A 22,845-nucleotide genomic window follows, 5' to 3' on the forward strand; every position below is an offset into this window, starting at 1 on the left:
GTCCCAGGGGGACGGCGGGGCCGGAAGCGACTGCGGACGCGGGCCGGTCGGCGGGGCCGGGGGTGCCCGCGGACGGGGGGAGGGCGGCGGGAGCGAGGACGCGGTCCGGGGTACCGGACCGACCGGCGGACGCACGGGGTGGGGCGGGCGTGCCGGATACGGCCGGGGGCGTGGCCGGGGTGGGGACGGCACGCTGCACCGGCCGACCCGGCCGCTCCGACGGGGCGGCCACGGAGGGGGCGCCCTCGGGCATCCGGGCCTCGGCCGCTTCGGGTGAACGCCCTTCCGCATCACCGCCCTTGACCGGAGCAGCCGGTCGCACGGCACCGGCCCCGGCGCGCTGGAGCCTGGGGGCTGCGGCGGGGCGCCCCGGGAGCCTGGACGCGTCCCGCGCCGGTACGGCGTCCGGCGTACCGGTCGGGGACGCCGGGCCGGCCGGACGGTTCGGTGGAACGGACGCGGGTCCCGCTGCGGTGGCGGGGGAGTCCACCGGACCGGACCGCACCGGCGCGCCGAGCCCGGCCCGGCGCGGACGCACGGTGCCACTCACCGGGAGCCCGCCGTCACCGCGGGACGGGCTTCCGGGGGCGCGCGCCGCGGACGCCGCCCGCCCGGCCGAGCCCGCCACCGACCGCTGCACGGAGCCACCCGGTCCCCCGGCCCCGGCGTTCGAGGGGCCGCCGGAGTGCCCGGCGGCGGACGCGGCGGTGCCGGTGGTCCCGGTCATGCCGGTGGCTCCGGCGGCCGCCGGAGCGCTGGAGGGCCCGACTGCGGCACGGGACCCGTCGGCACCGGCGGGTGCGGGGGCACCGGCAGTGGGGCGCGTGCCCGGCAGCCCGGCGGGGCCGCCCGGGCGCACGCCGGACAGCCCGGCGGGACCGCCCGATGCGGCGGCACCGGCGGGCGCGGTGGCACCGCTGGACACCGCGCCGTCGGCAGGCACGGCCGCACCGGTTGCCGAGCGCGCGCCCGACAGCCCCGCCGGACCGGTCGACTCGGCCACACCGGCAGGCGGGCGCGCGCCCGACAACCCTGCCGGACCGGCCGACTCGGCCAGTCCTGCGGGCCCGGCGGCCGGGGCGGCACCACCGGGGCCGGCGGTCCGGCCGGAGGCGGCGGAACGGGCAGCACCGGAAGGCCCGGTGGCGCCGGAAGCACCGGGGAGCCCGGTGGCGCGGGACGCCTCGGCACGACCGGCGACCGGGGAGTCACCGCCGAGCCCGGCCGCGGCCCCGGCGGCACGGCCGGAGGCGGCCGAACCCGCAGCACCGGCAGGCCCGGTGGCCCCGGGAGGCAGATCGGCACCGGCGGCAGCGCGGGCTCCGGGGAGCCCGCCCGCGCCGGCGGCCGACGGGTTCGTGCTGCGCTGGAGGGCGTCCGCCCGGACGCCGGGCCGCGCGGGTCCCGCGGACCGGGCGGCCCCGTCGTGCCCGGTGAACCGCATGGACGGCCCACGCCCGCCGGACCGGGAGGCACCGGACCCGCCCGAACCGGCGTCCCGCACCGCGCGGGTGGGCGCGGCGGAAGGGGCCGGCCCGGAGGCGTGCGCGGCCTCCGCGACGCCGGCCGGTCCGGAGGCATGTGCGGCGCCGGCCGCGCCGACCGCCCCGGTGGCACGGGCGGACTCGGAGGAGGGCGTGACACCCCCGCCCGCGCCCCCGGCCGCCCGGGAGGAGCCGACGGCCTCCCCCGCCCCCGAGTCCCGCCGGGCCGGGGAAGTCCCGGCCATCCCCGTGCCGGTGCCGGACGGAGCGGGCGCGCCGGAAGCGGCCGTCCCCCCGGAGGGACCCGGCGCGGCCGGTGCACCCTCCGCGCGCCGCTGGACGGGTGCCGCCGCGGTCTCGCGGACCGCACCACCGCCCGGGACGGCCGCCGGGCCCGCCGGACCGCCGCGGGACGGGTGTGCCGGTGCCGTGGACGGCGGAGTGGGAGCCGGGGGCGCCGGCACGGCCCCTCGCCGGACCGCGTCCCCGCCACCGGAACCGTCCCCGCCACCCGCACCGCCCGTGCGGGCGGCCCGGCCCGCCCGGACGGTGTCGGTCGGGCCGGGCGCGGTCTCCGGGCGCGGGGCGGCGCCGGGCGCCGCTGTGCGGGCGGCTCGTGTCCGTGCCGCCGGCAGCACCCGGCGCTGCACCGCCGCCGGCTCCGGTGCCCGGGTGAGCGGGCGCGGCCGGGCCGGGACCGCGGGCGCCACCCGGACGCCGGGCGCCTGCGGCCGCGCGGCGGCGGGCGCCACCGCAGGAGAGGGCACCGGGACCGGCGGGGAGGCGACCGGGACCGGCGTACGGGGAGGCAGGACCGGGGGACGACCCGGTTCCGGCGCGCGTGCCCCGTTCCCCGGCGCGACGGCGCGCAGCGGCACCACCGGCGCCCGCTGCACCGGGGCCGCCGGCCCGGTGCGGGCCGACGGCGCGACGGCCGCGCGCCGTTCGGCCCCCGGCCCCGCGGACGACGCGGCCGGGACGGGCGACGCGGTGGGCGCGTGGCCGATCAGCCCGCCCGGCGCGCCGTCCAGGACGGCGTGCGGGCGGGTGCTGACGAAGGACGGGTTCTGCCAGGTGGGAAGCCGGCCGCCGAACGCGCCGTCGGCCACCCCGGCGGCCGCCGCGCCCGCGGCCCGCCCGAGGGGCGGCAGCCCGGCCCATCCGGCAACGGGCCGCGCAAAGAAGGGAGTTCCCTGCTCCGTACCGCCCTCGGCACCGGCGGCAGGACCGGTCACGGCGCCGCCCGCACCCGCCGCTCCGGCCCCGGCACCCGGGACGGAGCCGCCCGCGGTTCCGTCCCGGAGGACGGCGGGGGTGCCGTCGGCACCCGGCGCGGCCGCGCCGCCGCCCGGCACCCGGGCGCCGCCGCGCAGCCGGTCCCACCACGCCACGGGTCAGCCCTCCGTGCCGGCCGCGGCCCGGGTCACCAGGGCCGCGATCTCGTCGGTGTACCGGCGCCGGTCGGGGTGCTCCAGGTCCAGGATGTCCTCCAGGCGCCAGTGGAAGTGGTAGGCGACGTACGCGATCTCCTCGTGCAGCCGGTCGGTCGCGTACGTCACGATTCCCCCAGGCGGCTCCCGCCGAGTTCCACCTCGAAGGGCTCCGAGCAGTGCGGGCACTCGACGGCCGCGCGGGTGTGCCCCTCCGCGTTGATCTGGCGGTAGAAGTCCTGGAGGAAGGCCAGGTCGGAGGCGAACATGTTCTCCACGATCCCGTCGTGGACCATGGGCAGCGTGCCGAGCCGGGTGATGACCCGGCCCAGCAGCACCACCGACAGGTACGCGGGGTTCTCCTGCACCCGCACGTCCCGCAGCGGCACGAGTTCGTCGCGGGCCGTGGACAGCCGCATCGTGCCGTCCCGGTGGACGGTGCCCGCCTCGTCGACGTAGCCGCGCGGCAGCTGGAAGGGGAACTCGGTGCGCAGCTGCTCCTGCCGCGCCGGGGGCTGGGCGGCGGCCGGGGACTGCGGGCCGGCCGCCCCGGCCGCCGGGACCGGGTCCGGTGCGGGTGCGGCGGCGGGGGCCGCCGGGGCGGTGCGCCGCATTACTCGATGACCAGTTCTTCGAACACGATCGTCACGGACTCGGTGAGCGCGGAGGCCTCGCCCGCCTTCACCGTGCTGGTGTCGATCTTGCTGCACCAGGCGTTGCGCAGGTGGTAGCGCTTCACCGGGGTGTTCTGGAAGTCCATCATGATGATCGACGCGTTCTTGCGGGCGGAGCCCATCTGCCCGGCGATGGACTGGTTGATCCACTGGGTGAAGGACGCCGACTGGGTCATGCCGCGCACGACCGTGCAGGTGCCGTTCTTCTTCACGCCCGGCAGGTTCCTGACCGTGTTCTGGCCGTTGGGGTTGTTCTGCGTGTACGTGATGACGTCCTGCTCCATGGTGAGGCCGCTGACCTCCGCGAGGTACTCGACCATCACGCCGTCGATCTGCAGGCCGAAATTGTGCGAGGTGAGGGAATCACCCGGCTGGAGGCTCATCTGTCCGCCGTTTCTCTAGTGCTCTGGCTTCGTTCGTCGCCGGCCCCGGTGGCGGGGCCGCCGGGGGGCCGCGGCGGTGCGCGGCCCGGAGCGGGGCCTACTCCTCCAGCTCCCCGCTGCCGCTGGAGAACTGGGCCAGCCGGAAGATGACGAACTCGGCGGGCTTGACCGGCGCGACGCCGATCTCGCAGACGACCCGGCCGAGGTCGACGGACTCCGCCGGGTTCGTCTCCTCGTCGCACTTGACGTAGAAGGCGTCCTCGGGGCGCTGGCCGAAGAGGGCGCCGCTGCGCCATTCGGTGACCAGGAAGGCGGAGACGTTGCGCCGGATCCGGGCCCACAGGTTGTGGTCGTTCGGCTCGAACACCACCCACTGGGTGCCGATGAGGATCGACTCCTCCAGGTAGTTGAAGTAGCGGCGGATGTTGAGGTAGCGCCAGGCCGGATCGGAGGACAGGGTGCGGGCGCCCCACACGCGGATGCCGCGGCCGGGGAAGGCGCGGATGCAGTTCACGCCGACCGGGTTCAGCAGGTCCTGCTCCCCGCGGGTGATCTGGATCTCCAGGTCGACCGCGCCGCGGACGACCTCGTTGGCGGGCGCCTTGTGCACGCCGCGCTCGGAGTCGTTGCGGGCCCAGATGCCGGAGACGTGGCCGCTCGGCGGGACCAGGCGGGTCTGGCCGCTCGACGGGTCGAACGTCTTGATCCACGGGTAGTACAGGGCCGCGTACTTGGAGTCGTAGCCGGCCGTCTCCTGCCGCCAGACGCGGATCTGGCGGGCGTTCATGCCGGGCGGCGGGTCGATGACCGCGACCCGGTCGCCCATCAGCTCGCAGTGCGCGATCAGCCCGAGCTGGACCGCCTTGACGGCCTCCAGGTCGATCGTGCCGCGCTGGTAGGCGGCCATCAGGTCGGGCACCGCGACCATGGAGACCTCGTCCACGGCCTCCAGGCCGCCGAAGCCGGTGCGGTCGGCGGAGTCGCCGAGGTACTGCGCGGGGCCGGGGTGGCCCGTCGTGCGGGTGCCCCCGGCGGGGGCGGCCGGCCCGGGCGCCGGGGCGGCGAGCGCGACCGTCTGGTTCTCCGGGCGGGCCAACTGCCCGGCCGGTGCGGCCTCGGCCACGGAGATGAGCCGGGAGCGCTCCTTGACCTGGGTGACGACGTAGGTGCGCCCGCCCTTCTTGGCGGTCACGTCGAAGCTCTCGACGGGCTTGCCGCCGTCCTTGACGACGAGCCGGAACCGCTCGGCGGGGCCCTCGCCCTCCGGGTCGGCCACCTCCACGCTCAGGTCGCCCGGCGCGAGGGCGGCGACGGTGAAGGTGCCGAGCTGCTGCGGCTCGCCCGGCGGCAGCGCGGCCGGCGTCGCGGCGGCGCCGACCGCGGCGGACGTCCCGGAGTCCTGGGCGAGGCCCTCGGGGGAGCCGCCGACGCGGACCACGTAGGCGGCCGAACCGCCGTTGTTGAAGAAGCCGTAGACGGAGTGGGCGAGGTAGTACCCCTCGGTGAAGTCACCGAAGGCCGCCACGTACTGCGTCCAGTTGGTCACCAGCGTCGGCTCGTTCAGCGGACCGGCCGGCGCCAGGCCGACGAAGGCCGCGACCGACGTGCCCACTCCCTCGATCGGGCGGGAGCCGCTGGCCACCTCCTCGACGTAGACGCCGGGCGACAGGTAGGACGGCATGCTCTGCTCTCCTCGGGGTACGAGACAGGAACGCGTCCCACCCTCGCGCGCGCAGCGCTTCGTCCGAAACGTCCTCGGGGCCCTGTCCGAGGGCAGTGTCGCTGCCCTCACGGGCAGCCGGCCGCGCCCCCGCTTCCCGGCCGGCGCCCGCGTCTGCCCGCCGCACTGCCCCCGCGGACCTCGCCGCCGCCCCGTGCGGTCCGGTACGACGAAGGGACCGACCCGGCGCCCCCGGCGGCCGGGGCCCTCGTCCGCCCGACCGGGAAGTGCCCATGCGCGCACACGAAGAGAACCGCACGCCCGCCGACCGCGGCCCCGGGGCCGTCCCGGCCCGGCCCGCCGCCGCCCCGCCGCCGCTGCTCGCGCTCCAGCGCGCGGCGGGCAACGCGGCCGTGTCCCGCGCGGTGGAGGCCGACCGCCACCGGCACGGGGCGGGCTGCGGGCACGAGGCGCCGACGGGTGCCGAGCAGGCCGCTCCGGAGCCGGCCGCGCAGCGGCGGTCCTCCCTGCACGACGCACTGGCCTCGCCGGGCCGCCCGCTGGAGTCCCGCATCCTGCAACGGGCCGAGCATGCCTACGGGATGAGCTTCGGACACGTACGGGTGCACTCGGGGCCCGAGGCGCGGGCGACGGCCGAGGAGTTCGGCGCCCGCGCCCTCACCAGCGGCCCGGACATCGTGGTGGGCGCGCAGGACGTCGACGACGAGACGATGTTCCACGAGATCGACCACGTCCGTCAGCAGAGCCTCGGTGAGGTGGCGGGCACCGACGACGGGTCGGGGACGAGGGTGTCGGACCCCGGCGACCGGTTCGAGCGCCGCTCCACCGACAACGGCCGCCGGCTGGCCCAGGGCTTCGACCCCGACCTCGGGGCGCCCTGAGCCGCCGTCACATCTCGTCGGGGTCGAAGCTGAGCGGGCCCGGCTTCGGCTTGCCCTTCTTCTTGGGCCGCCGGACCACCGGCGCGCTCGCCTCCGGGGCCGGCGGCGAGGCCGACGCCTCCCGCTTCACCGCGCCCCGCGGCGCGGACTCCGACTCGGACTCCTCCTCGGCGAGGAGGTGCGCGAAGTGCTCGTGGAAGTGCTCGGGCACGTTTCGTCCGAACAGGCGGTCCCACTCCTCCCGGGGCGGGCCGCCCGCCGGCCGCCTCCCGTACCCGTAGTCGCGCTCGACGAGGGCCGTGCGCTCCTCCTGCTGCATCGCCTGGATCATGCCCCGGACCCCGTGCACCCGGACGACGGCCTTCCCCGGGATCGATCCCTTCACCAGCACCTCCCGGTCGTTGGAGGCCATGCTCTCGATCTCGGAGTGACCGGGCAGGTCGGTCTGTGCGGCGATCCGCGGATCGCCCAGGTTGACCAGCCGGTTGCCGGAGCCGAGCTTCGTGACGTCGATCGCGACGACGGGGGCCCAGTCCCTGACCTGACGCGGACGCCGGGCGCCCTCCTGGTTCGCGGCGGGACCGAGCGCGTAGTTGTACTGCGCGTAGTCGGTGGCCTGGTTGAGGTTCGGCGTGCAGGAGATGTACTGGGTGCCGTAGTTGTTGCCGCCCACGTGCTGGGCGACGGTGTAGTTGCCCGCCGGGCCGACCGGGTCGATGGCGTGGCGCGGGTCCCACTCCTCGAGCGTCTGGTAGATCCGGCCCCGCTCGGCGCGGCCGGCGTCCGCGCCGAGGTTGCCGTCCGCGGTCGCCTGGACCGACGCCTGCGGGTCGTCGCGGTCCCGCTTCGTCTGCGGCTGGATGCGGATGGCCCGGTAGATGACGGGCGGGCCGCCCGACTTCAGGTAGTCCGCCACGGACTGCTCGTAGGCCCGGACCCCGGTGGCGGGCTGCTGTGCCGTCTGCGGTCCGCCGGGCGCGCGCTGCACCGCCGCGGTGGCGGCCGCGTTGCCGGCGGCGCGCTGCAGCGCGGGCAGCACCGCCGCGTCGACCGCACCGGGCTGCCGCCGGCGGGCCAGGGCCGGGTGCGGCGCCGGGGCGGTCCGGTGCGGGGCGGGGGTGCCGCCGCGGCCGTCGGTTCGCCGGGTGTTCTCCTGGGCGTGCATGGGACCTCTTCCTCTGCCGGACGGGGCGCCCCTCCTCGATACACGCCGCACGGGCGGCGGACCAGGTACCGGAGGGCCGCCCGCGAGGGCACCGAGCTGTGCACGGAAAGCTCCTGACCCGGCGCCGGGCACGGCCCTAGCGTCGACGCGTGAGCCTGTGGACCCTGCTGGAACCCCCCTCCGCGACCGTCGATCCGGGCGGTGCGACGACGGTGCGGCTGCGCCTGCGCAACACCGGCGACGTCGTCGACGAGTACCGCTTCGAACCCGTGGGGCCGCTGGCGCCCTGGACCACCGTGGAGCCGCCGGCGCTGCGGCTCTATCCGGGGACGACGGGCACCGCGGAACTGACCGTCGCCCCGCCCCGCACCCCGGACGCCGCCGCCGGACCGCACCCGTACGCGGTGCGCATCACGCCCACCGAGCACCCGGAGGCGGTCACCGTCCCCGAGGGCAACATGACGGTGACCCCGTTCACCGAGGTGCGCGCCGAGCTGGTGCCGCCGACCGTGAAGGGACGGTTCCGCGGCCGTCCCCGGCTCGCCGTCGACAACGTCGGCAACACCCGGGTGACGGCGTCCGTCTCCGGCAGCGACCCCGGCGACCAGCTGTCCTACGACGTCCGGCCCGGCAGCGTGCAGATCGAGCCCGGCCGGGCCGCGTTCGTGCGGGCGACCCTGCGGCCGCGCCGGATCATCTGGTTCGGCCCGAAGGAGGAGCGGCCCTACACCCTCGCCGTGCAGCGCTCCGGCGTCGTGCCTCTGCCGGTGGAGGGCACGTACGTGCAGCGCGGCTTCCTGCCCCGCTGGCTGGCCGGCCTCCTCGGCGCGCTCGTCGCCCTCGCCGTCACGTTCGTCATGCTGTGGATCGCCTACCGGCCGCAGGTCGCCAGCAAGGCGACCGAGCAGGTGCAGGAGGCCGGGGTGAGCACCCTGGCGCCCAGCACCTCGGCACCCGCGCCGCCGCCCTCGCCCACCGTGCAGGCCACCACCCCGCCCGCGGCCCCGGAGACCTCCGCGGCGCCCGGGGCCGGCGGATCCGGCGGCGGGGGCGGCGGGGCGGGGGCGGCGAAGCCGGCCCCGGAGACCGCGGCGACCGTCGTGTCGCGGCTGGCCGCGAAGGACCCGGGCCGGCACATCTGCTACCGCGCGTACATCCTGGGCGAGGGCTGGCAGAGGCCGGTGTGCGACGGGGCCATGGCCGGCACAGTCGGCGAGGGCGCGAAAATCGGGTCGCTGAACATCGCGGTGTCGGGCACGAAGGGCACGGCCGCCAACGCCTTCGTCCACGAGGACCACTGGAAGACCCCGTGGTCGGGCGTGGTCGACGGCGTCGACAACTACATCGGCAGCACCAGGAAGGACGACCCGTACATGCTGGGCTTCGCCATCAACGTCGGGGACGGCCGGGCGTGCCAGAACGCGCTGGTGCACGGCCACGACTGGGGCGGGCTGCACTGCGACGAGCCCGGCGGCTACATCTTCGGCGGCACGCTGGACGACGCGCTGTGGCTGGAGGCGGTGCGCTTCACCGTCTGACCGGCCCCGGCCCCGGTGACGCTGCCGGTGGTGCCGGGGCTACCAGCCGTGCTGGCCGGGGACCAGGCGGCCCGCCTTGCGGTACTCGCGGCGGGCGCCCTCCAGCAGATCGGCCGGCGTGACCGGGCCACCCCGGCCGGCGGCGCGGTACGCGGCGGTGACCACCGCGCTGCGGATGGAGCCCCCGGCCAGCTCGAACCCCTCGGCCAGCGGGCCGAGTTCGACGTCGCCGGCGGTCGGCACCCGGGCCAGGCCGTGCCGCCACAGCGCGAGCCGCTGCCCGGCGTCCGGGAACGGGAAGTCGACCACCAGGTCCAGGCGCCGGGTGAACGCCTCGTCGATGTTGGCCCGCAGGTTGGTGGTGAGCAGCGCGATGCCGTCGAAGGACTCCAGGCGCTGGAGCAGGTAGGCGCTCTCCAGGTTGGCGTACCGGTCGTGGGAGTCCTTGACCTCCGACCGCTTGCCGAAGACGGCGTCCGCCTCGTCGAAGAGGAGCACCGCGTCCGTGCGGTCCGCCTCGGCGAAGATGCGCTCCAGGTTCTTCTCGGTCTCGCCGACGTACTTGTCGACGACGGACGACAGCTGCACCACGTAGAGGTCCAGGCCCAGTTCGGCGGCGACGACCTCGGCGGACAGCGTCTTGCCGGTGCCGGACTCGCCGGCGAACAGCCCGAGCACCCCGCGGCCGCGGCCGCCGCCCGCGCTCAGCCGCCAGTCGCCGAGGACCCGGTCGCGGTGGCGGGCCCGCAGGGCGAGTTCATGGAGCTGGGCGAGGGGTGCCTCGGGCAGCACGAGGTCCGACCAGTCGACCGCGGGCCGGATCCGCCGGGCGTGCCGCTCCAGGCCGGACGCGGACTGCTGCCGGGCGGCCAGGCGCACATGGGCGGGAGTGAGCGCTGTGCCGTCGAACTCGGCGAGCTGCCGGGCGGCGCGGGCCGCGCGGGCGATCCGGTCGCCGCCGAGGCGGTACGGGGCCACGGTGGCGGCCAGGTCGAACCCGGGCTCCCCGCCGAGCGCACCGGCCCAGACGGCCGCGGTGCCCGCGCCGAGCCGGGGTGCGTCCAGGACCAGCGGGTCGCGGGGGCACCACTGGGGGTCGTAGGGGCGCCGGTCAGCGAGCAGCACGCTGGTGTCGCGGGCGGCGGCGAGCAGGCGCACCAGTTCCCCGGGCGGATCCGGGAGGCGGGTGACGACGACGGGGCGGCCGGTCAGCCGGGCCTCGCGCAGCAGGTCCGGGACCCGGTCCACGGTCCCGGTGAAGCACAGGGGCGTGCCGCCGGCGGCCCGTACGGCGGCGATCGCCGCGGCGCGCCCGTCGCCCTCGCGGTGCTCGCGCAGGTAGGCGGTGACCGGTCCGGCGGCGAGGCGGGCGGCCAGGCGGCGGGTGAGGTCGCCGGCCGCCCCGTCCGCCGCGGGTGCGGCGCCGTCGGGCGGCTCCAGGTGGTCGGCGAGGGCGGCGTCCGGGGTGTCGTCGCCGAGCAGGTGGGCCAGCACCCGGTCCGGTACGCGCAACGACCGGCTCAGCAGGGGACGTTCGGGCTCCTCCAGCTCCAGCAGGCCGAGTGCGGCGAGCGGCGCCGAGGGGTGGAACCGGGCGCGGGGGCCGGCCCGGTGCGCGGGCTGCCCGCACAGGTCCAGGGCGAGCCCCACCCCGGCGCGGCGCCTGCTGACGTCGTCGTTGAGGTAGCCGTACAGCGGCTCGAAGGTGCGGTCGAGGTCGGGGGCGAGGGCGACGAGCAGCACGGCCGCGTCGAGGCCGCTCAGCCCGAGGCGCGCCACCAGCGCCCCGAACCGGTCGCCGCCGGGCTCCTCGCCGGGCCCGCCGCCGTCCGGATCCACGCCCGCGGGCGGGGCCCCGAGTCCGGCGGCGGGCCCGGCACCGGGCTTCCCGGCGGGTGCGGAGGGGTCCGGGGCCGGGCGGCCCAGCAGGTGGCGGGCCGCGTCGTCGGACAGGTACAGCCCGCGCAGCGGGTCGTCGGCCGAGGGGTCGCCGGACGCGCGGTGCTCGACCAGCAGCGCCACCCGCTCGCGCAGCACGGCGAGCCGGGCCAGGAGCGGACCGGCCGGGTCGGCCGCTCCCCGCCCTGCGGAGTCGGACGCGAGCGGCGTCCCGGCGGTCACGGTCACGCCCCGCCTCCCGTGTCCGGCCCGGCCCCCCGCTCACCGGGCGCACCGCCCGGCCCCGGCGGCTCCCCGGCCGCAGACGCCTCGGACACTCCGGACGCCCCGGGGAGTCCGGCCGCCGGCCGGGCCGCCGCCGCTCCCCGGCGGCGGGACGTCTCCGCGCGGCGGGCCTCCCTGGCCGCGGCCACCTGGCGGGGCCGGTGCGCGCGCTCCCCGGCCGGCGGCGTGCCGTCCAGGGCGCCGACGCGGACCGCGGCGCCCTCGGTGACCGGGGGACCGGCGTCGTACTCGGGGAAGGCCGGGAAGGGTGCGGTGACCACGAGGTCCAGGGACGGCCGCAGTTCACCGCCGAGCGCGGACCAGATCTCCGCCGTGGAGCGCGCCTCGGTCTGGATCCCGGCCACCGACAGCGGTACCGACAGGCCCAATTCGGCCAACTTCGGCGGCAGTTCCCGGGCGGGGACCAGCTCGCGCGGGATCAGCGTGGCCAGGACCGCGGAGAGCAGCCGGTGCTCGTCCTGCGGGCGCTTGGTCCATGCGGTCACCAGGTACGACAGCCGGAACCAGCGCGGCGGCTGACGGCGCTTGACGACCACGTCCCGCGCGTCCCGCACCTCGACCTGCCCCCGCTGCCTGCGGTGGACGTCCTCCCGGATGTCGTACAGATAGGCGTTGATCTCGGGGGCGTTGCGCCGTGCGGCCCAGTCCCGGGTCGGGGCGTCGAAGGACACCTCGATGCCGGAGCCGGCCAGCGCTCCCCCGCCGAGCAGGCCCTTGAGGACCTCGTCCACCTCGTGGATCACCGTCGCGCTCCCGCCGTCGTACGCCCGCCGTCCATGGTGCCCGCGGACGGGCCGCCCCCCGAAGACGCCGGGGGGACGGCGCGGGGGCACGGCGGCCTGCCCCCGGGTTCACGGTCGAGTGCCCGTTCGATCAGAGGTAGCCTTCTCGAAGGGCATGGGCCACGGCGTGGGCCCGATTGCGCAGATGAAGACGGGTGGTCAGCCCGTGGATGACGTTCTTGACGGTGCGTTCGGAGTAGGAGAGCTTGCTGGCGATCTCTCCGGTGTCGAGCCCCTCCGCCACCAGCCGCAGGACGTCCACCTCACGCGCCGTCAGCCCCGAGGAGGGCACCCCGGCACGGCCGGCGGTCCCCCGGGCGAGCGTGCCCACCTGGCTGATGAGCCGGCCCAGCAGATCGGCGGGCAGGTCGCCGTCCCCGCGGGCCGCCGCGCGCACGGCCTGCACCATCCGGTGCGCGGTGGCCTCGCGCCGCCACACGATCGCGCCGACGCCGCACTCGATCACGTCGAGGAGTTCCGCCTCCCGCAGCGCGCCGACCACGAGCACCGCCCGCGCGCCCTCGCTGCGCACGACCCGCCGCAGCCGGGTCAGCGCGGCCTCGTCGAGGACGTCGTCGATGAGCAGGGCGACCGTGCCGGGACCGCTGCCGTCCTCCTCGCGCAGGTCGATCTCCGGGTGCCGGCGCAGCTGGCTGAGCGCTCCCTCCCGGGAGATCGGGTCCGGCGCGTGCACCGCCACGGGGATCCGGGCGGTGCGGGTGTCGGCAGGACCGGGATGTGCGGTCCGTACTGAGCTGGGCAAGCGACTCCCCCAAGTCCACGGGCCCGCCATCTCTGTGGGGTCGGTGGCGGGCGTGTGCCGTCCAGCCTTCCGGCCCGTCCGGGATCCGGGCAATCGTGGAGGACCACGAACAACACCACGAGATCGGCCGTATCGCCACCACGACGACGGGGCGCGGTGCGGTTCCCGCATGCCCGGTTCTCGCCGTCGTGGCTCTTGTCACGGCCCGGGGCAGGCCACCGCGTCACCGCGGGTGCCGTCCTGGACGTCGGAGGACACCATGCCCGCGAAAGGAGGCCCCGATGACCACGGTGCCGCCTGAACACACCGAAGCCGCGGCGCTGTTCGCCGCCGAGGCCGCACGCGCCCGGGAGGGCTCCGGCCGGCTCGTCCTGCTCCGCGGCGCCACCGGCACGGGCCGGACCACCGTCCTGGAGGCCGCCGCGGCGGACGCGGCCGCGCACGGCATGCGCGTGCTGCGGGCCCGCTGCGCTCCCGGCGACGCGGCGATGCCCTTCGCGACCGTCCTGCAACTCCTCGGCACCGTACCCGAGTTCGCCGACCTCGCGGTCAACGGCGACGAGCGGGCCAGCGCCGCCCGGCTGTGGCGGGTGCTGCGCGACCACGCCGGGCGCTCCCCGCTGCTCCTCGCCGTCGACGACGTGCACCTGGCCGACGCGCCCTCCCGGCGCTGGCTCGTGGAGTCCACCCGGCACCTGGACCGCTTACCCGTCGTCCTCGCCGTCACCGAGCGCAGCCAGTACGACGTCGGCCCGCCCGCCACCGGCCTCGCCCACACCCTCTCCCCCGCCCTGGTGCGGGCCCCCACCCTCGCCCCGCTCGCCCCCGGCGCGGCCGCCGCCCTGGTGCGCGCCGCCCGCCCGGACGCCCCCGCCGCCTGGGTGGACGCCTGCGTGCGGGCCGGCGCCGGTTCGCCGCTGCTGCTGCGCGCCCTCCTCGACGACCTGGCCGCCGGCCCGTACGACACCGTGCCCGCCACCTGCGCCGCGCTGTACCCGGGGACGTACGCGGCCGCCGTGCGGTGGTGGCTGGACAGCGCGGGCGAGGCCACCGCGGAGGTGGCACGGGCGCTGGCCGCCCTCGACGAGGGCGGCGACCGGGAGGCGGGGAGCTGGGCGGACACGCTCCCCGGCGGCGACGCCCAGGGTCCGGCCGGGGTGCTCGCCGACCTGGCCGGCGCCGACCCGGCCCGGGTCGCCGGCTGGCTCACCGCCGCCACCGGGCTCGGCCTGCTGCGCCCCGGCCCGGACGGGCACCCCCGCTACGCCCATCCGCTGCTGCGCGACGCGGTGCTCACCGGCGTGCCCGCGGCCCGGCGGCGCGCCGCGCACCGCGCCACCGCCGAGGCGATGCTGCACCGCGGCGCCCCCACCGAGGCGGTCGCCCGCCGGCTGCTGCTGTCCGACCCGGTCGGCGCGGGCTGGGCGCCCACCGTCCTCCAGGACGCCGCCGCCCTCGCCCTGCGCGACGGGCGCGCCGAGGACGCGGCCGTGTTCCTGCGCCGGGCCCTGGACGAACCGCAGTCCGACGACCGGCGGCAGCGGCTGCTGACCGAACTGGGCTCCCTGGAGTACGCCGCCCGGCGCTCCTCGGCCGGCATCCCCCGGCTCACCGAGGCGGTCCGCCTGCCGGGCGCACCGCAGGACCGGGTGCGCGCGGCGGTCGCCCTCGGCACCGCGCTGGCCGGGCGCGGCCGGGCCCGCGCCGCGGTCGACGTGCTGCGCAGCGTGGACGGCCAGCTGGGCGACCACCCGGACCTGGTGCGCACCCTGCAGTCCGCGTCCGCCCTGCTCTCCGACCAGGACCAGGCGGTACGGCAGGAGGTGTACCGGTGGCTGTCCGACACCGCCGAGCGGTCCGCCGAGGAGGTCGGGCCGGCCGGGCAGGCACTGCTCGTACGGCATGCGGCCACCGCCGGTCTGACCTCGGCGCAGGACGCGATGCGCCGGGTGCGGGCGCTGCTCGCGGAGCCCGCCGACCCGCTGACCGAGCCGTTCCTGGTGGGCACCGCGGCCGCCGTCGCCCAGTGGGCGGACGAACTCACCGAGGCGGAGGGGCTGGTGGAGCGCGGCCTCGCCGGGCAGCGCCCCGACCTGCTGCACCCGATGCAGGAGGCGCTGCTCAACACCCGCGCCGACATCGCGGCGGCCCGCGGCGACTACGGCCGCCTCCTCGGCGCCCTCCCGGCCGCACCGTGCGCGGACGCGGACGCGGACGCGGACGCGGCCAGCGGGCCGGCGGCGGACCCGCGGGCGCGCCCGGCGCGCGGGGCGCGCGGCGGGACCCTCCCGTCCGCCGCCGAGCCGCCGCATCCGGCCGCCGGGCCGACCAACGCGCACGCCCACGCCGTGATCGCCCTGGTGGAGACCGGCCGGCCCGCCCGGGCGGAGCGCCTCGCGGCCGCCTTCGACCTGCGCCGGGCCCCGGACAACTGGGAGCTGAACCGCTTCCTGTACGCCCGGGGCGTGCTGCGCGCCGCGGCGGGCGACCCGTCGGCCGCCCTGCACGACTTCCTGGAGTGCGGGCGCCGCCAGTCGGCGCGCGAGGTGGTCAGCCCGGTCGTCACCCCGTGGCGGACGGCCGCGGCCCAGTGCCGGCTGGCGCTCGGCGACCCCCGGGCGGCCCTCGCGCTCGCCGAGGAGGAACTGGCCCTGGCCCGGGTGTGGGACACCCCCCGCACGGTGGGCCGCGCCCTGGGCGTCCTCGGTACGGCGACCGGCGGGCGGCGCGGCCTGGACCTCACCGCGGAGGCGGTCGGCGTGCTGCGGGACGCGCCGGACGGCGGCGGTACGGAACTGGCGTCGGCGCTGGTCGCGCACGGCCGCGGGCTGACCGCCGCCGGGGAGCGGGCCCGCGCCCGCGACTGCCTGCGCGAGGCGGCCGCGCACGCCGAGCGCCTCGGCGCGCGGCGGCTGCGCTCGCGTGCCGAGGCGGCGCTGCGGGAGGGCGGTGCCCGCCGGACCGGCACGGCCCGCACCGGCTCGGCCGCCCTGACGGCGGGTGAGCGCCGCATCGTCGAACTCGCCGCCGACGGGCGGACGAACACGGAGATCGGCGCCCTGCTGCACCTGGCCCGCCGCACCGTGGAGACCCACCTGACGAGTTCCTACCGCAAGTTGGGCATCCGCCGCCGCAACGAACTGCGCGCGGCCCTGGAGCCGGCCCCCGACTGACTCCCCGCCCGGCGTCAGCCGGCCGGGGGCCCGTCGGTGAAGCTGGCGAAGTACGCCGCCGCCATGTCCTCCGCGCCGTGGCCCTGCGCGGCGGCGCGGGCGAACCGGTCGGCGGCCGCGGCGGCCACGTCGAGGCGGGCGCCGTTCCGCTCGCCCGCCTCGACGATGAGGCGGGCGTCCTTCTCGGCCGTCGTCACGGCGAAACTCGCCGGGGTGAGCCCGCCGTCCAGGACGAGGGCCGCCTTGGCCCGCAGGTAGTCCATGTCGAGGGGGCCGCCCTCGATCAGGCCGAAGAAGTCCTGCGGGTCGACGCCGAGCACCCGGGCGAGGGCGAGGACCTCACCGGTCGCGGCGGTGGCCGCGATCACCCAGCTGTTGGCCACCAGCTTCAGCCGGGTGCCGCCCGCGCCCGCGGCGTCCTCGCCGGTCCACACGGTGCGCGCGCCGACCGCGTCGAGGACCGGCGCCACGGTCGGGCGTCCCTCGGCGGGGCCCGCGGCCAGCACCGTCAGCCGTCCCGCCTCCGCGGGCGCGCGGGTGCCCAGCACCGGCGCGTCGTAGAGGACGAGTCCGTGGTCGCGGGCGAGGGCCGCCAGGTCGCCGACGGAGTCCAGGCCGACGGTGGTCGACTGGACCCAGGCCGCGCCGGACGGCAGCGCGGGGCCCGCCTCGCGCATCACGTCCAGCACGGTGCCGCCGTCGTGCAGCATGGTCAGGACGACGTCCGCGTCCCGCACCGCCTCCGCCGGGGTGTCCGCGACGGTCGCCCCGTCGGCGGCGAGCGGCTCGGCCTTGGCGCGGGTGCGGTTCCAGACCCGGACGGCGTGCCCGGCCTTCAGCAGGTTGCGGGCCATGGCCGCGCCCATGATCCCGGCTCCCAGGACGCCCACCGTGCGGGTCTCGGTCATGTCGTCACCTTCCTGAACTCACGAAGTGCAAAGTGAGGTATCCGCGACGGGTACCCCGTCCCCCGGCCGCCGATCATCCCGCGCGGCCGGGGGCCCGGGCCGGACCGGCGGCCGGGACCCGGGCCGCGCCGCCGTCTCAGCCCAGCTTCCTCAGCAGTTCCTCGGCCACCGGGGCGGACGACGCCGGGTTCTGGCCGGTGACGACGTTGCGGTCGGTCTCGACGTGCGGCGCCCACGGCTCGCCCGCCTCGACCTTCAGCCCCGCCTCGGTGAGCCGGTCCTGCAGCAGCCACTTCGCCTTGTCGGCGTTGCCGGCCATCTGCTCCTCGGTGTTGGTGAAGGCGGTGACGCGGTGGCCGGCGAAGGCGTTGCTGCCGTCCTCGCGCACCGCGGCGAGCAGCGCGGCCGGGCCGTGGCAGACCACGCCGACCGGCAGGCCGCCGTCCAGCGCCCCGACGAGGACGCGCCCGGAGTCGGCGTCGACCGCCAGGTCCTCCATCGGGCCGTGGCCGCCCGGCACGTACACCGCGTCGTAGTCCTCCGGGCGCACCCCGGCGAGCACGACGGGGCGGGCGAACTCGGGGGCGGTGCCGATCACCCGGCGCAGCCGGGCGGCCTCCTCGGCGCCGCCGGCGGCGTCGGGGCTGAGGCTGGCCTCGTCGACCGGCGGGACCGCGCCGCCCGGGGTGGCCACGGTGACCTCGTGGCCCGCGGCCTTGAACGCCTCGAAGGGGACGACCGCCTCCTCCGCCCAGAAACCGGTGGGGTGGGTGCTGCCGTCGGCGAGCGTCCACCCGTCGGCGGCCGTCATCACGAACAGGATCTTCGCCATCGTCGTCATCTCTCCTCTGCACGTCTCTGCGTTCGCCGCCCGCGCCCCGGCCGCTGCCGTCGCGGCGGGCGTCGCGGTCGCCGCGGGGGCTCCGCGATCACCGGGGGCGACGGTCCCGACCGTAGGAGTGCCCGCCGTGCGCGGGCCAATACGGGATCCGATCCCTGCCATCGGGACGCTGATGGCAGGGCCCGCCCCCCTCGACCCTCGGGCCGTGCGCCCGGCCCCACCACGGGGACGGCTCCGTCCGGGTGACGTCCGGGTGCGCGGTCCGGGCGGCCGCCCTTCACTGGAAGCACGACGCCCCGCCCCGTGCGGGGGACCGGGGCGACCCGGGCGAGCGGGACGAGCAGTGGAGGCGGGACATGACCGGTCACCGGGCACGCTGGACGACGGCCGCGGCACTGGCGGCGGCCGCGGCGCTGGGGACGGCCGGCTGCTCGGGGAGCAGCACCCCGTCGGGCACGGCGAGCAAGGCGGCCTCCGCGGCCTCGTCGCTGGCCTCGCAGGCCAACGGCGTGCTGGCGTCGGCGACCGCGGAGGCGGGCCGCAGGCTCGACGAGATCAAGGGCGGTGTGGACGCCCGCAGCGCGGTGCGGCTGGGCGCGCCGCAGACCGCGTCCGACGGGCGCACCACTGTCCCGGTGACCGCCACCAACACGACGGACTCCACCAAGTCCTTCGCCGTGCAGGTCAACTTCAAGGACTCCGGCGGCAATCTGCTCGACACCGTGGTGGTGACCGTCGGCGACGTCCCGGCCGGCAAGTCCGCGGAGGCGACCGCCCGCAGCACCCACAAGCTGTCGGGTCAGGTCAAGCCGGAGGTCGGCACCGCGCTGCGGTACTGAACGGCCCGGCGCGCACGCGGGCGCCGGGCGCGGGGAGGAGCGCCCGGCGCGGTCCGTCACGCCGCCCGGAAGGCACCGCCCGTGGCGCGGTCCGGAGCGGCGGCCGCGCCCGTCACGCCATCCAGAAGAAGACCGCCGTCATGCGCCGGTCCTCCAGCGCGCGCCCGAAGTAACCGGTGGCGCTGTGCACCAGGTTGGCGTGGTAGAGGAGCAGCCGGTTGGCCCGGTGCGGCACGCGGACGTCCTCCTCGAAGGCGTCCGGGGCGACGAAGCGGGTGCCGAGGGCCTCGACGAGGTTGGTGTGCGGGGCCTGCACGACGTTGCCCCCGAGCCGCCCGCCGGGCAGGGACTGCCGGTAGAAGCTGGTCCCGCAGTCCTTGGGCGCTGCGGGGTTCAGGTACAGGACGGCCGCGTACCGGCACAGGGCCCGCGAGTCGGTGTGCGGCCGCGGCTCGCTCTCGCCCTCGCCGACGACCTGGACGCAGTTGTGGTTGAGGGTGCCGCCGCCGGGCGCCTGCTGGACCCACAGCTCCTTCGCGCCGGTCGCCTTCTTCACCAGCCGTTCCACCCGCGCCAGTTCAGGGGGCTCCAGACCGGGCATGGTCCGCAGTCCGGGCCAGGTCTGGGAGGTGTACGGGTAGCCCCGGACCCAGTCGCCGCGGGCCAGGCACCGCTCCCGGACCGCCGCCGCGTCGGGCAGGACGTCGTCCAGGACCCAGTAGTCCCGTCCCTGGGTGGGCTTGCGGTAGGGGAGGACGGGCAGGGCGGTGGGCACGCCGGGAGGTGGTGGGGGCATGCGGCCGAATCTAGGACGGGCCCTCCCCGGCGCTCGCCCAGGAAGCGGTCAACATTGGCCCAACGTTTCCGCCGTGCGCCGGGGTTGGCGGAACACCGCCGGATTCTTTACCGAATCCGGAGAACATTTACGCTTCTCCGTCCGTACTGATGTGTGGCCGAACCGCCTTCCGGCGGGATCCACGACCGGGCAGGAGGCACGGTGCGCTTTTCGCGGAACGCGACGGGAACGCTCTTCGTCGGCGGAGCTCTCAGCCTGACCCTCGTCGCGCTCGCCTACCCGACCATGCTGGGCGTCAACACCGTCGCCAGCGACGGAACCCGCGTCATCGCGCAGACCCAGTGGGGCCCGCTGACCGAGGGGGACCGGGACTTCGTGGTGAAGGTGCGCGCGGCGGGGCTCTGGGAGTACCCGGTGGGGCAGATGGCCCTGCGCAAGGGGCAGAGTCCGGCCGTCCTCACGGCGGGCCGGCACCTGATCGACGGGCACGCGGCCCTGGACACCAGCTGCCGCAAGATCGCCCCGATGCTCAACATCGCGATCCCCAACCTGCCCAGCCCGCAGCAGCAGGGTTTCATCAACACCCTCAACGCGGACAGCGGCAAGCAGTTCGACACGGACTTCGCCAACATCCTGCGGGTGACCCACGGCTCGATCTTCAACACCATCGCGAAGATCCGGTCCACCACGAAGAACACCCTGGTCCGCAAGCTCGCCAACCAGGCCAACGCCACGGTGCTGGACCACATCACGGTCATGGAGAACACCGGCCTGGTCAACTTCGACCAGGTGCTGTTCCAGGAGACGACCCCGCCGAAGCTGCCCGCGTCCGACCTGACCCCGCCGCCGGCGCCGGGCGGACAGCCCGAGGTGGTGCTGACCCCGCCGCCGAACGCGACGTCCAGCCCGCTGGACCTCGGCGGCGGCCCGAGCCCGGCGCCGACGGTGGGCTGAACCGGCCCAGGACCGGGTCCGGAGCGGTCAGGAGCTGAGACCGCCCGGGACCCGACCCGGGTCCGACGGGAAGCGGGCCCGGGTGCGCCCGCGGGTGGCGGGACCTCCCGCCACCCGCGGCCCCGCCGCCCGCACCCGGCACGGGGCGGGCCGGATCCGCCGTGCGCACACGGCCGGCCCCGGGAGGACCCCTACGCCAGCCAGACCGTGGTGTCGGGCTCCAGCAGGCCGTCCGTCACGGGGGCGCTGCTCAGCAGCACCTCACCGGGCGGCAGCGGCACGGCCGCCCCGGAGCAGTTGGTGACGCAGCGCCAGCCGTCGCCGCGAGCGAACCCCAGCACCCCGGCCGGGCCGTCCTCGGCCCAGGTCAGCGTCTCGCCCGCGAGCAGCTTGCGGCGCAGCCGCAGCGCCCTGCGGTAGAGCTCCAGGGTCGAGCCCTCCACCCCGTCCTGCACCTCGACGGCGTACGCCGCGAAGCCCTCCGGCTGCGGCAGCCAGGCGGCGCCGCTCCCGAAGCCGTACGACGGTCCGGAGGCCGTCCAGGGCAGCGGCACCCGGCAGCCGTCGCGGCCCTTGCGGACGTGGCCGGTCTGCTCCCAGATCGGGTCCTGGAGCACCTCGGTGGGCAGGTCGGCCACCTCGGGCAGGCCGAGTTCCTCCCCCTGGTAGAGGTAGGCCGAGCCGGGCAGCGCCAGCATCAGCAGGGTCGCGGCCCGCGCGCGGCGCAGCCCCTCCTCGGCGCCGACCGCGGGGGCCCGGCCGCCGGCCAGCAGCCAGGCGTTCTCGTCGGTGCCGGGCGGCAGCATCAGGCGGGAGGTGTGCCGCACGACGTCGTGGTTGGACAGCACCCAGGTGGCGGACGCCCCGGCCGCACGGGCGGTGTGCAGCGACTCGGTGATGATCCGCCGCAGCTCCTCGGCGTCCCAGCCGGTCGTCAGGTACTCGAAGTTGAACGCCTGGCCCAGTTCGTCCGGGCGGGCGTACAGCGACCGGCGGCCACCGGGCACCCAGGCCTCCGCGACCGCGGTGCGCGGCGGGCTGTAGGCGTCGAAGATCTTGCGCCAGTCGCGGTAGACCTCGTGCACCCCGTCGCGGTCGTAGTACGGGTGGCTGCCCGGGGCCACGTGCAGCAGGGCGTCCTCGCCGGTGGGGGCCAGGCCGCCCACGTCCCGCAGCGGCTCGTCGAGGTCCTTGACCAGCGCGTGCGCCACGTCCACGCGGAAGCCGTCGACCCCACGGTCCGACCAGAACCGCAGGGTGGCGCGGAAGTCGGCGCGGACCTCCTCGTGGTCCCAGTTCAGGTCGGGCTGCTCGGGCGCGAAGAGGTGCAGGTACCACTGCCCGTCGGGCACCCGGCGCCAGGCGCTGCCGCCGAAGACGGACTGCCAGTCGGTGGGCGGCAGTTCGCCGTGCGTGCCGCAGCCGTCGCGGAAGACGTACCGCTCGCGGGCCGGGGAGCCGGGGCCGGCCCGCAGCGCCTCCTGGAACCAGGGGTGCTGCCGGGAGGTGTGGTTGGGCACGATGTCGACGATCACCTTCAGACCGAGGCGGTGGGCCTCGGCGGCCATCGCGTCGAAGTCGTCCAGGGTGCCCAGGCGCGGATCGACGTCCCGGTGGTCGGCGACGTCGTAGCCGCCGTCCGCCAGTTCCGAGGGGTAGAAGGGGCTGAGCCACAGCGCGTCGACACCGAGGGCGGCGAGGTGGGACAGGCGCTCGGCGATGCCGCGGAGGTCGCCCAGGCCGTCCCCGTCGGCGTCGGCGAAACTGCGCGGATAGACCTGGTAGACGACGGACTGCCGCCACCAGTCCGGGTCGCGGGAGGACAGGTCCCGCGGCGGGTCGGACGGGGTGGGGTGCGCGGTGGTGCGGTCGGACACGCGGTCTCCTCTGCGGGTGCGTACGGGCGGCGCCACCGGGAATCTGTCCACCCCGCCGGAGAACCGAACCCGCACCCCGGCATCGGCCCGCCCGCTCACCCCGGGGCCGGGCGGGCCGGGTCAGCCCGCGTCGGCCGCGCAGTGGCCGAGCAGCCCCCGCACCCGGGCGTCGACGATCCGGTAGCGCACCACGCGCCCGTCCTTGCGGCCCTCCACCACGCCCGCCGCGCGCAGCAGCCGCAGGGCCTGGGAGACGGCGGGGTCGTTCATGCCGGTGGCGACCGCGAGGTCGGAGACGGCCAGCGGCCCGGTCCGGTCCAGGGCCAGCAGCAGCGCGAGCCGGCCCGGGTCGGCGAGCAGGGAGAAGCGGTCGGCCCAGGCCCGGACGTGACCGGCGTCGCCGATCGCCTCGATGGCGTCGCACACCCGGTGGCCGTCGATCGTGCGCCGGCCGGCGCGGTCCGCGGGGACGAGATGCATGCGGTCATCCTC

General features: G+C 77.2%; 18 protein-coding genes. 5 read left to right on the forward strand and 13 right to left on the reverse strand.

All coding sequences use genetic code 11. The annotated features are described in order from the left end of the window. Positions 1-2,878: 2,878 nt before the first annotated feature. The 4 genes from P3H78_RS31030 to P3H78_RS31045 all read right to left on the reverse strand — a co-directional run bounded on the left by P3H78_RS31030 (position 2,879) and on the right by P3H78_RS31045 (position 5,652). The gene (locus tag P3H78_RS31030) at positions 2,879-3,043 is read right to left on the reverse strand and encodes a DUF6760 family protein (protein ID WP_276112519.1); all 165 of its coding nucleotides are present in this window, start codon (positions 3,041-3,043) and stop codon (positions 2,879-2,881) included. Further along, a complete protein-coding gene (locus tag P3H78_RS31035) occupies positions 3,040-3,528 on the reverse strand; it encodes a hypothetical protein (RefSeq protein WP_276112520.1) in 489 nt (162 codons plus the stop codon). The genes P3H78_RS31030 and P3H78_RS31035 overlap by 4 nt, the downstream gene beginning before the upstream one ends. Further along, positions 3,528-3,971, reverse strand: coding sequence for a phage tail protein (locus P3H78_RS31040; protein ID WP_276112521.1), 444 nt, complete (start codon positions 3,969-3,971; stop codon positions 3,528-3,530). The genes P3H78_RS31035 and P3H78_RS31040 overlap by 1 nt, the downstream gene beginning before the upstream one ends. Positions 3,972-4,068: 97 nt before the next feature. Further along, on the reverse strand, positions 4,069-5,652 hold the full coding sequence (locus P3H78_RS31045; RefSeq protein ID WP_276112522.1) for a phage tail sheath family protein: 1,584 nt from the start codon (positions 5,650-5,652) through the stop codon (positions 4,069-4,071). 272 nt (positions 5,653-5,924) lie between these two features. On the opposite strand from P3H78_RS31045, the gene P3H78_RS31050 reads away from it, so the two are divergent. Next, positions 5,925-6,533: an eCIS core domain-containing protein gene (locus P3H78_RS31050; protein WP_276112523.1), complete on the forward strand. Its 609-nt coding sequence runs from the start codon at positions 5,925-5,927 to the stop codon at positions 6,531-6,533. A 7-nt stretch (positions 6,534-6,540) separates the two neighbouring features. On the opposite strand, the gene P3H78_RS31055 is transcribed toward P3H78_RS31050, so the two are convergent. Continuing rightward, positions 6,541-7,698, reverse strand: coding sequence for a DUF7587 domain-containing protein (locus tag P3H78_RS31055; RefSeq protein ID WP_276112524.1), 1,158 nt, complete (start codon positions 7,696-7,698; stop codon positions 6,541-6,543). Between the two features lie 149 nt (positions 7,699-7,847). Between P3H78_RS31055 and P3H78_RS31060 the strand changes: the two genes are divergently transcribed. Further along, positions 7,848-9,236 (forward strand): hydrolase, encoded by a 1,389-nt coding sequence (locus P3H78_RS31060; RefSeq protein ID WP_276112525.1) that lies wholly within the window; start codon positions 7,848-7,850, stop codon positions 9,234-9,236. Positions 9,237-9,275: 39 nt separating this feature from the next. Here P3H78_RS31060 and P3H78_RS31065 read toward each other — a convergent pair whose 3' ends face one another. From P3H78_RS31065 to P3H78_RS31075, 3 genes are all read right to left on the reverse strand, one after another. After that, positions 9,276-11,363 carry an ATP-binding protein gene (locus tag P3H78_RS31065; protein WP_438828073.1) on the reverse strand — a complete coding sequence of 696 codons (2,088 nt, stop codon included), beginning with the start codon at positions 11,361-11,363 and terminating at the stop codon, positions 9,276-9,278. Continuing rightward, positions 11,360-12,163, reverse strand: coding sequence for a Pvc16 family protein (locus P3H78_RS31070; protein WP_276112526.1), 804 nt, complete (start codon positions 12,161-12,163; stop codon positions 11,360-11,362). Before P3H78_RS31070 ends, P3H78_RS31065 begins: the two co-directional genes overlap by 4 nt. 130 nt (positions 12,164-12,293) lie before the next feature. Then, the gene (locus P3H78_RS31075) at positions 12,294-12,995 is read right to left on the reverse strand and encodes a helix-turn-helix transcriptional regulator (protein ID WP_438828074.1); all 702 of its coding nucleotides are present in this window, start codon (positions 12,993-12,995) and stop codon (positions 12,294-12,296) included. Between the two features lie 251 nt (positions 12,996-13,246). Between P3H78_RS31075 and P3H78_RS31080 the strand changes: the two genes are divergently transcribed. After that, positions 13,247-16,138, forward strand: a complete 2,892-nt coding sequence (locus P3H78_RS31080; RefSeq protein ID WP_276112528.1) for a helix-turn-helix transcriptional regulator — start codon at positions 13,247-13,249, stop codon at positions 16,136-16,138. 14 nt (positions 16,139-16,152) lie between these two features. On the opposite strand, the gene P3H78_RS31085 is transcribed toward P3H78_RS31080, so the two are convergent. Together P3H78_RS31085 and P3H78_RS31090 are read right to left on the reverse strand one after the other, a co-directional pair. Continuing rightward, positions 16,153-17,046, reverse strand: a complete 894-nt coding sequence (locus P3H78_RS31085) for an NAD(P)-dependent oxidoreductase (RefSeq protein ID WP_276112529.1) — start codon at positions 17,044-17,046, stop codon at positions 16,153-16,155. Between the two features lie 136 nt (positions 17,047-17,182). Further along, positions 17,183-17,878 (reverse strand): type 1 glutamine amidotransferase domain-containing protein, encoded by a 696-nt coding sequence (locus P3H78_RS31090; RefSeq protein ID WP_276112540.1) that lies wholly within the window; start codon positions 17,876-17,878, stop codon positions 17,183-17,185. 365 nt (positions 17,879-18,243) lie between these two features. Between P3H78_RS31090 and P3H78_RS31095 the strand changes: the two genes are divergently transcribed. Further along, on the forward strand, positions 18,244-18,726 hold the full coding sequence (locus P3H78_RS31095) for an FxLYD domain-containing protein (protein WP_276112530.1): 483 nt from the start codon (positions 18,244-18,246) through the stop codon (positions 18,724-18,726). Between the two features lie 112 nt (positions 18,727-18,838). On the opposite strand, the gene P3H78_RS31100 is transcribed toward P3H78_RS31095, so the two are convergent. Beyond that, a complete protein-coding gene (locus P3H78_RS31100; RefSeq protein WP_276112531.1) occupies positions 18,839-19,522 on the reverse strand; it encodes a DUF6445 family protein in 684 nt (227 codons plus the stop codon). Between the two features lie 285 nt (positions 19,523-19,807). On the opposite strand from P3H78_RS31100, the gene P3H78_RS31105 reads away from it, so the two are divergent. Continuing rightward, positions 19,808-20,476 carry a DUF4142 domain-containing protein gene (locus P3H78_RS31105; protein ID WP_276112541.1) on the forward strand — a complete coding sequence of 223 codons (669 nt, stop codon included), beginning with the start codon at positions 19,808-19,810 and terminating at the stop codon, positions 20,474-20,476. 191 nt (positions 20,477-20,667) lie between these two features. Here P3H78_RS31105 and P3H78_RS31110 read toward each other — a convergent pair whose 3' ends face one another. Both P3H78_RS31110 and P3H78_RS31115 read right to left on the reverse strand, forming a co-directional pair. Then, positions 20,668-22,353, reverse strand: coding sequence for a glycoside hydrolase family 13 protein (locus P3H78_RS31110; protein WP_276112532.1), 1,686 nt, complete (start codon positions 22,351-22,353; stop codon positions 20,668-20,670). Between the two features lie 120 nt (positions 22,354-22,473). Next, on the reverse strand, positions 22,474-22,833 hold the full coding sequence (locus tag P3H78_RS31115; RefSeq protein ID WP_276112533.1) for an ArsR/SmtB family transcription factor: 360 nt from the start codon (positions 22,831-22,833) through the stop codon (positions 22,474-22,476). Between the last annotated feature and the right edge of the window lie 12 nt (positions 22,834-22,845).

It is taken from the genome of Streptomyces tropicalis (assembly GCF_029269835.1).
Taxonomy (GTDB): Bacteria; Actinomycetota; Actinomycetes; order Streptomycetales; family Streptomycetaceae; genus Streptomyces; species Streptomyces tropicalis.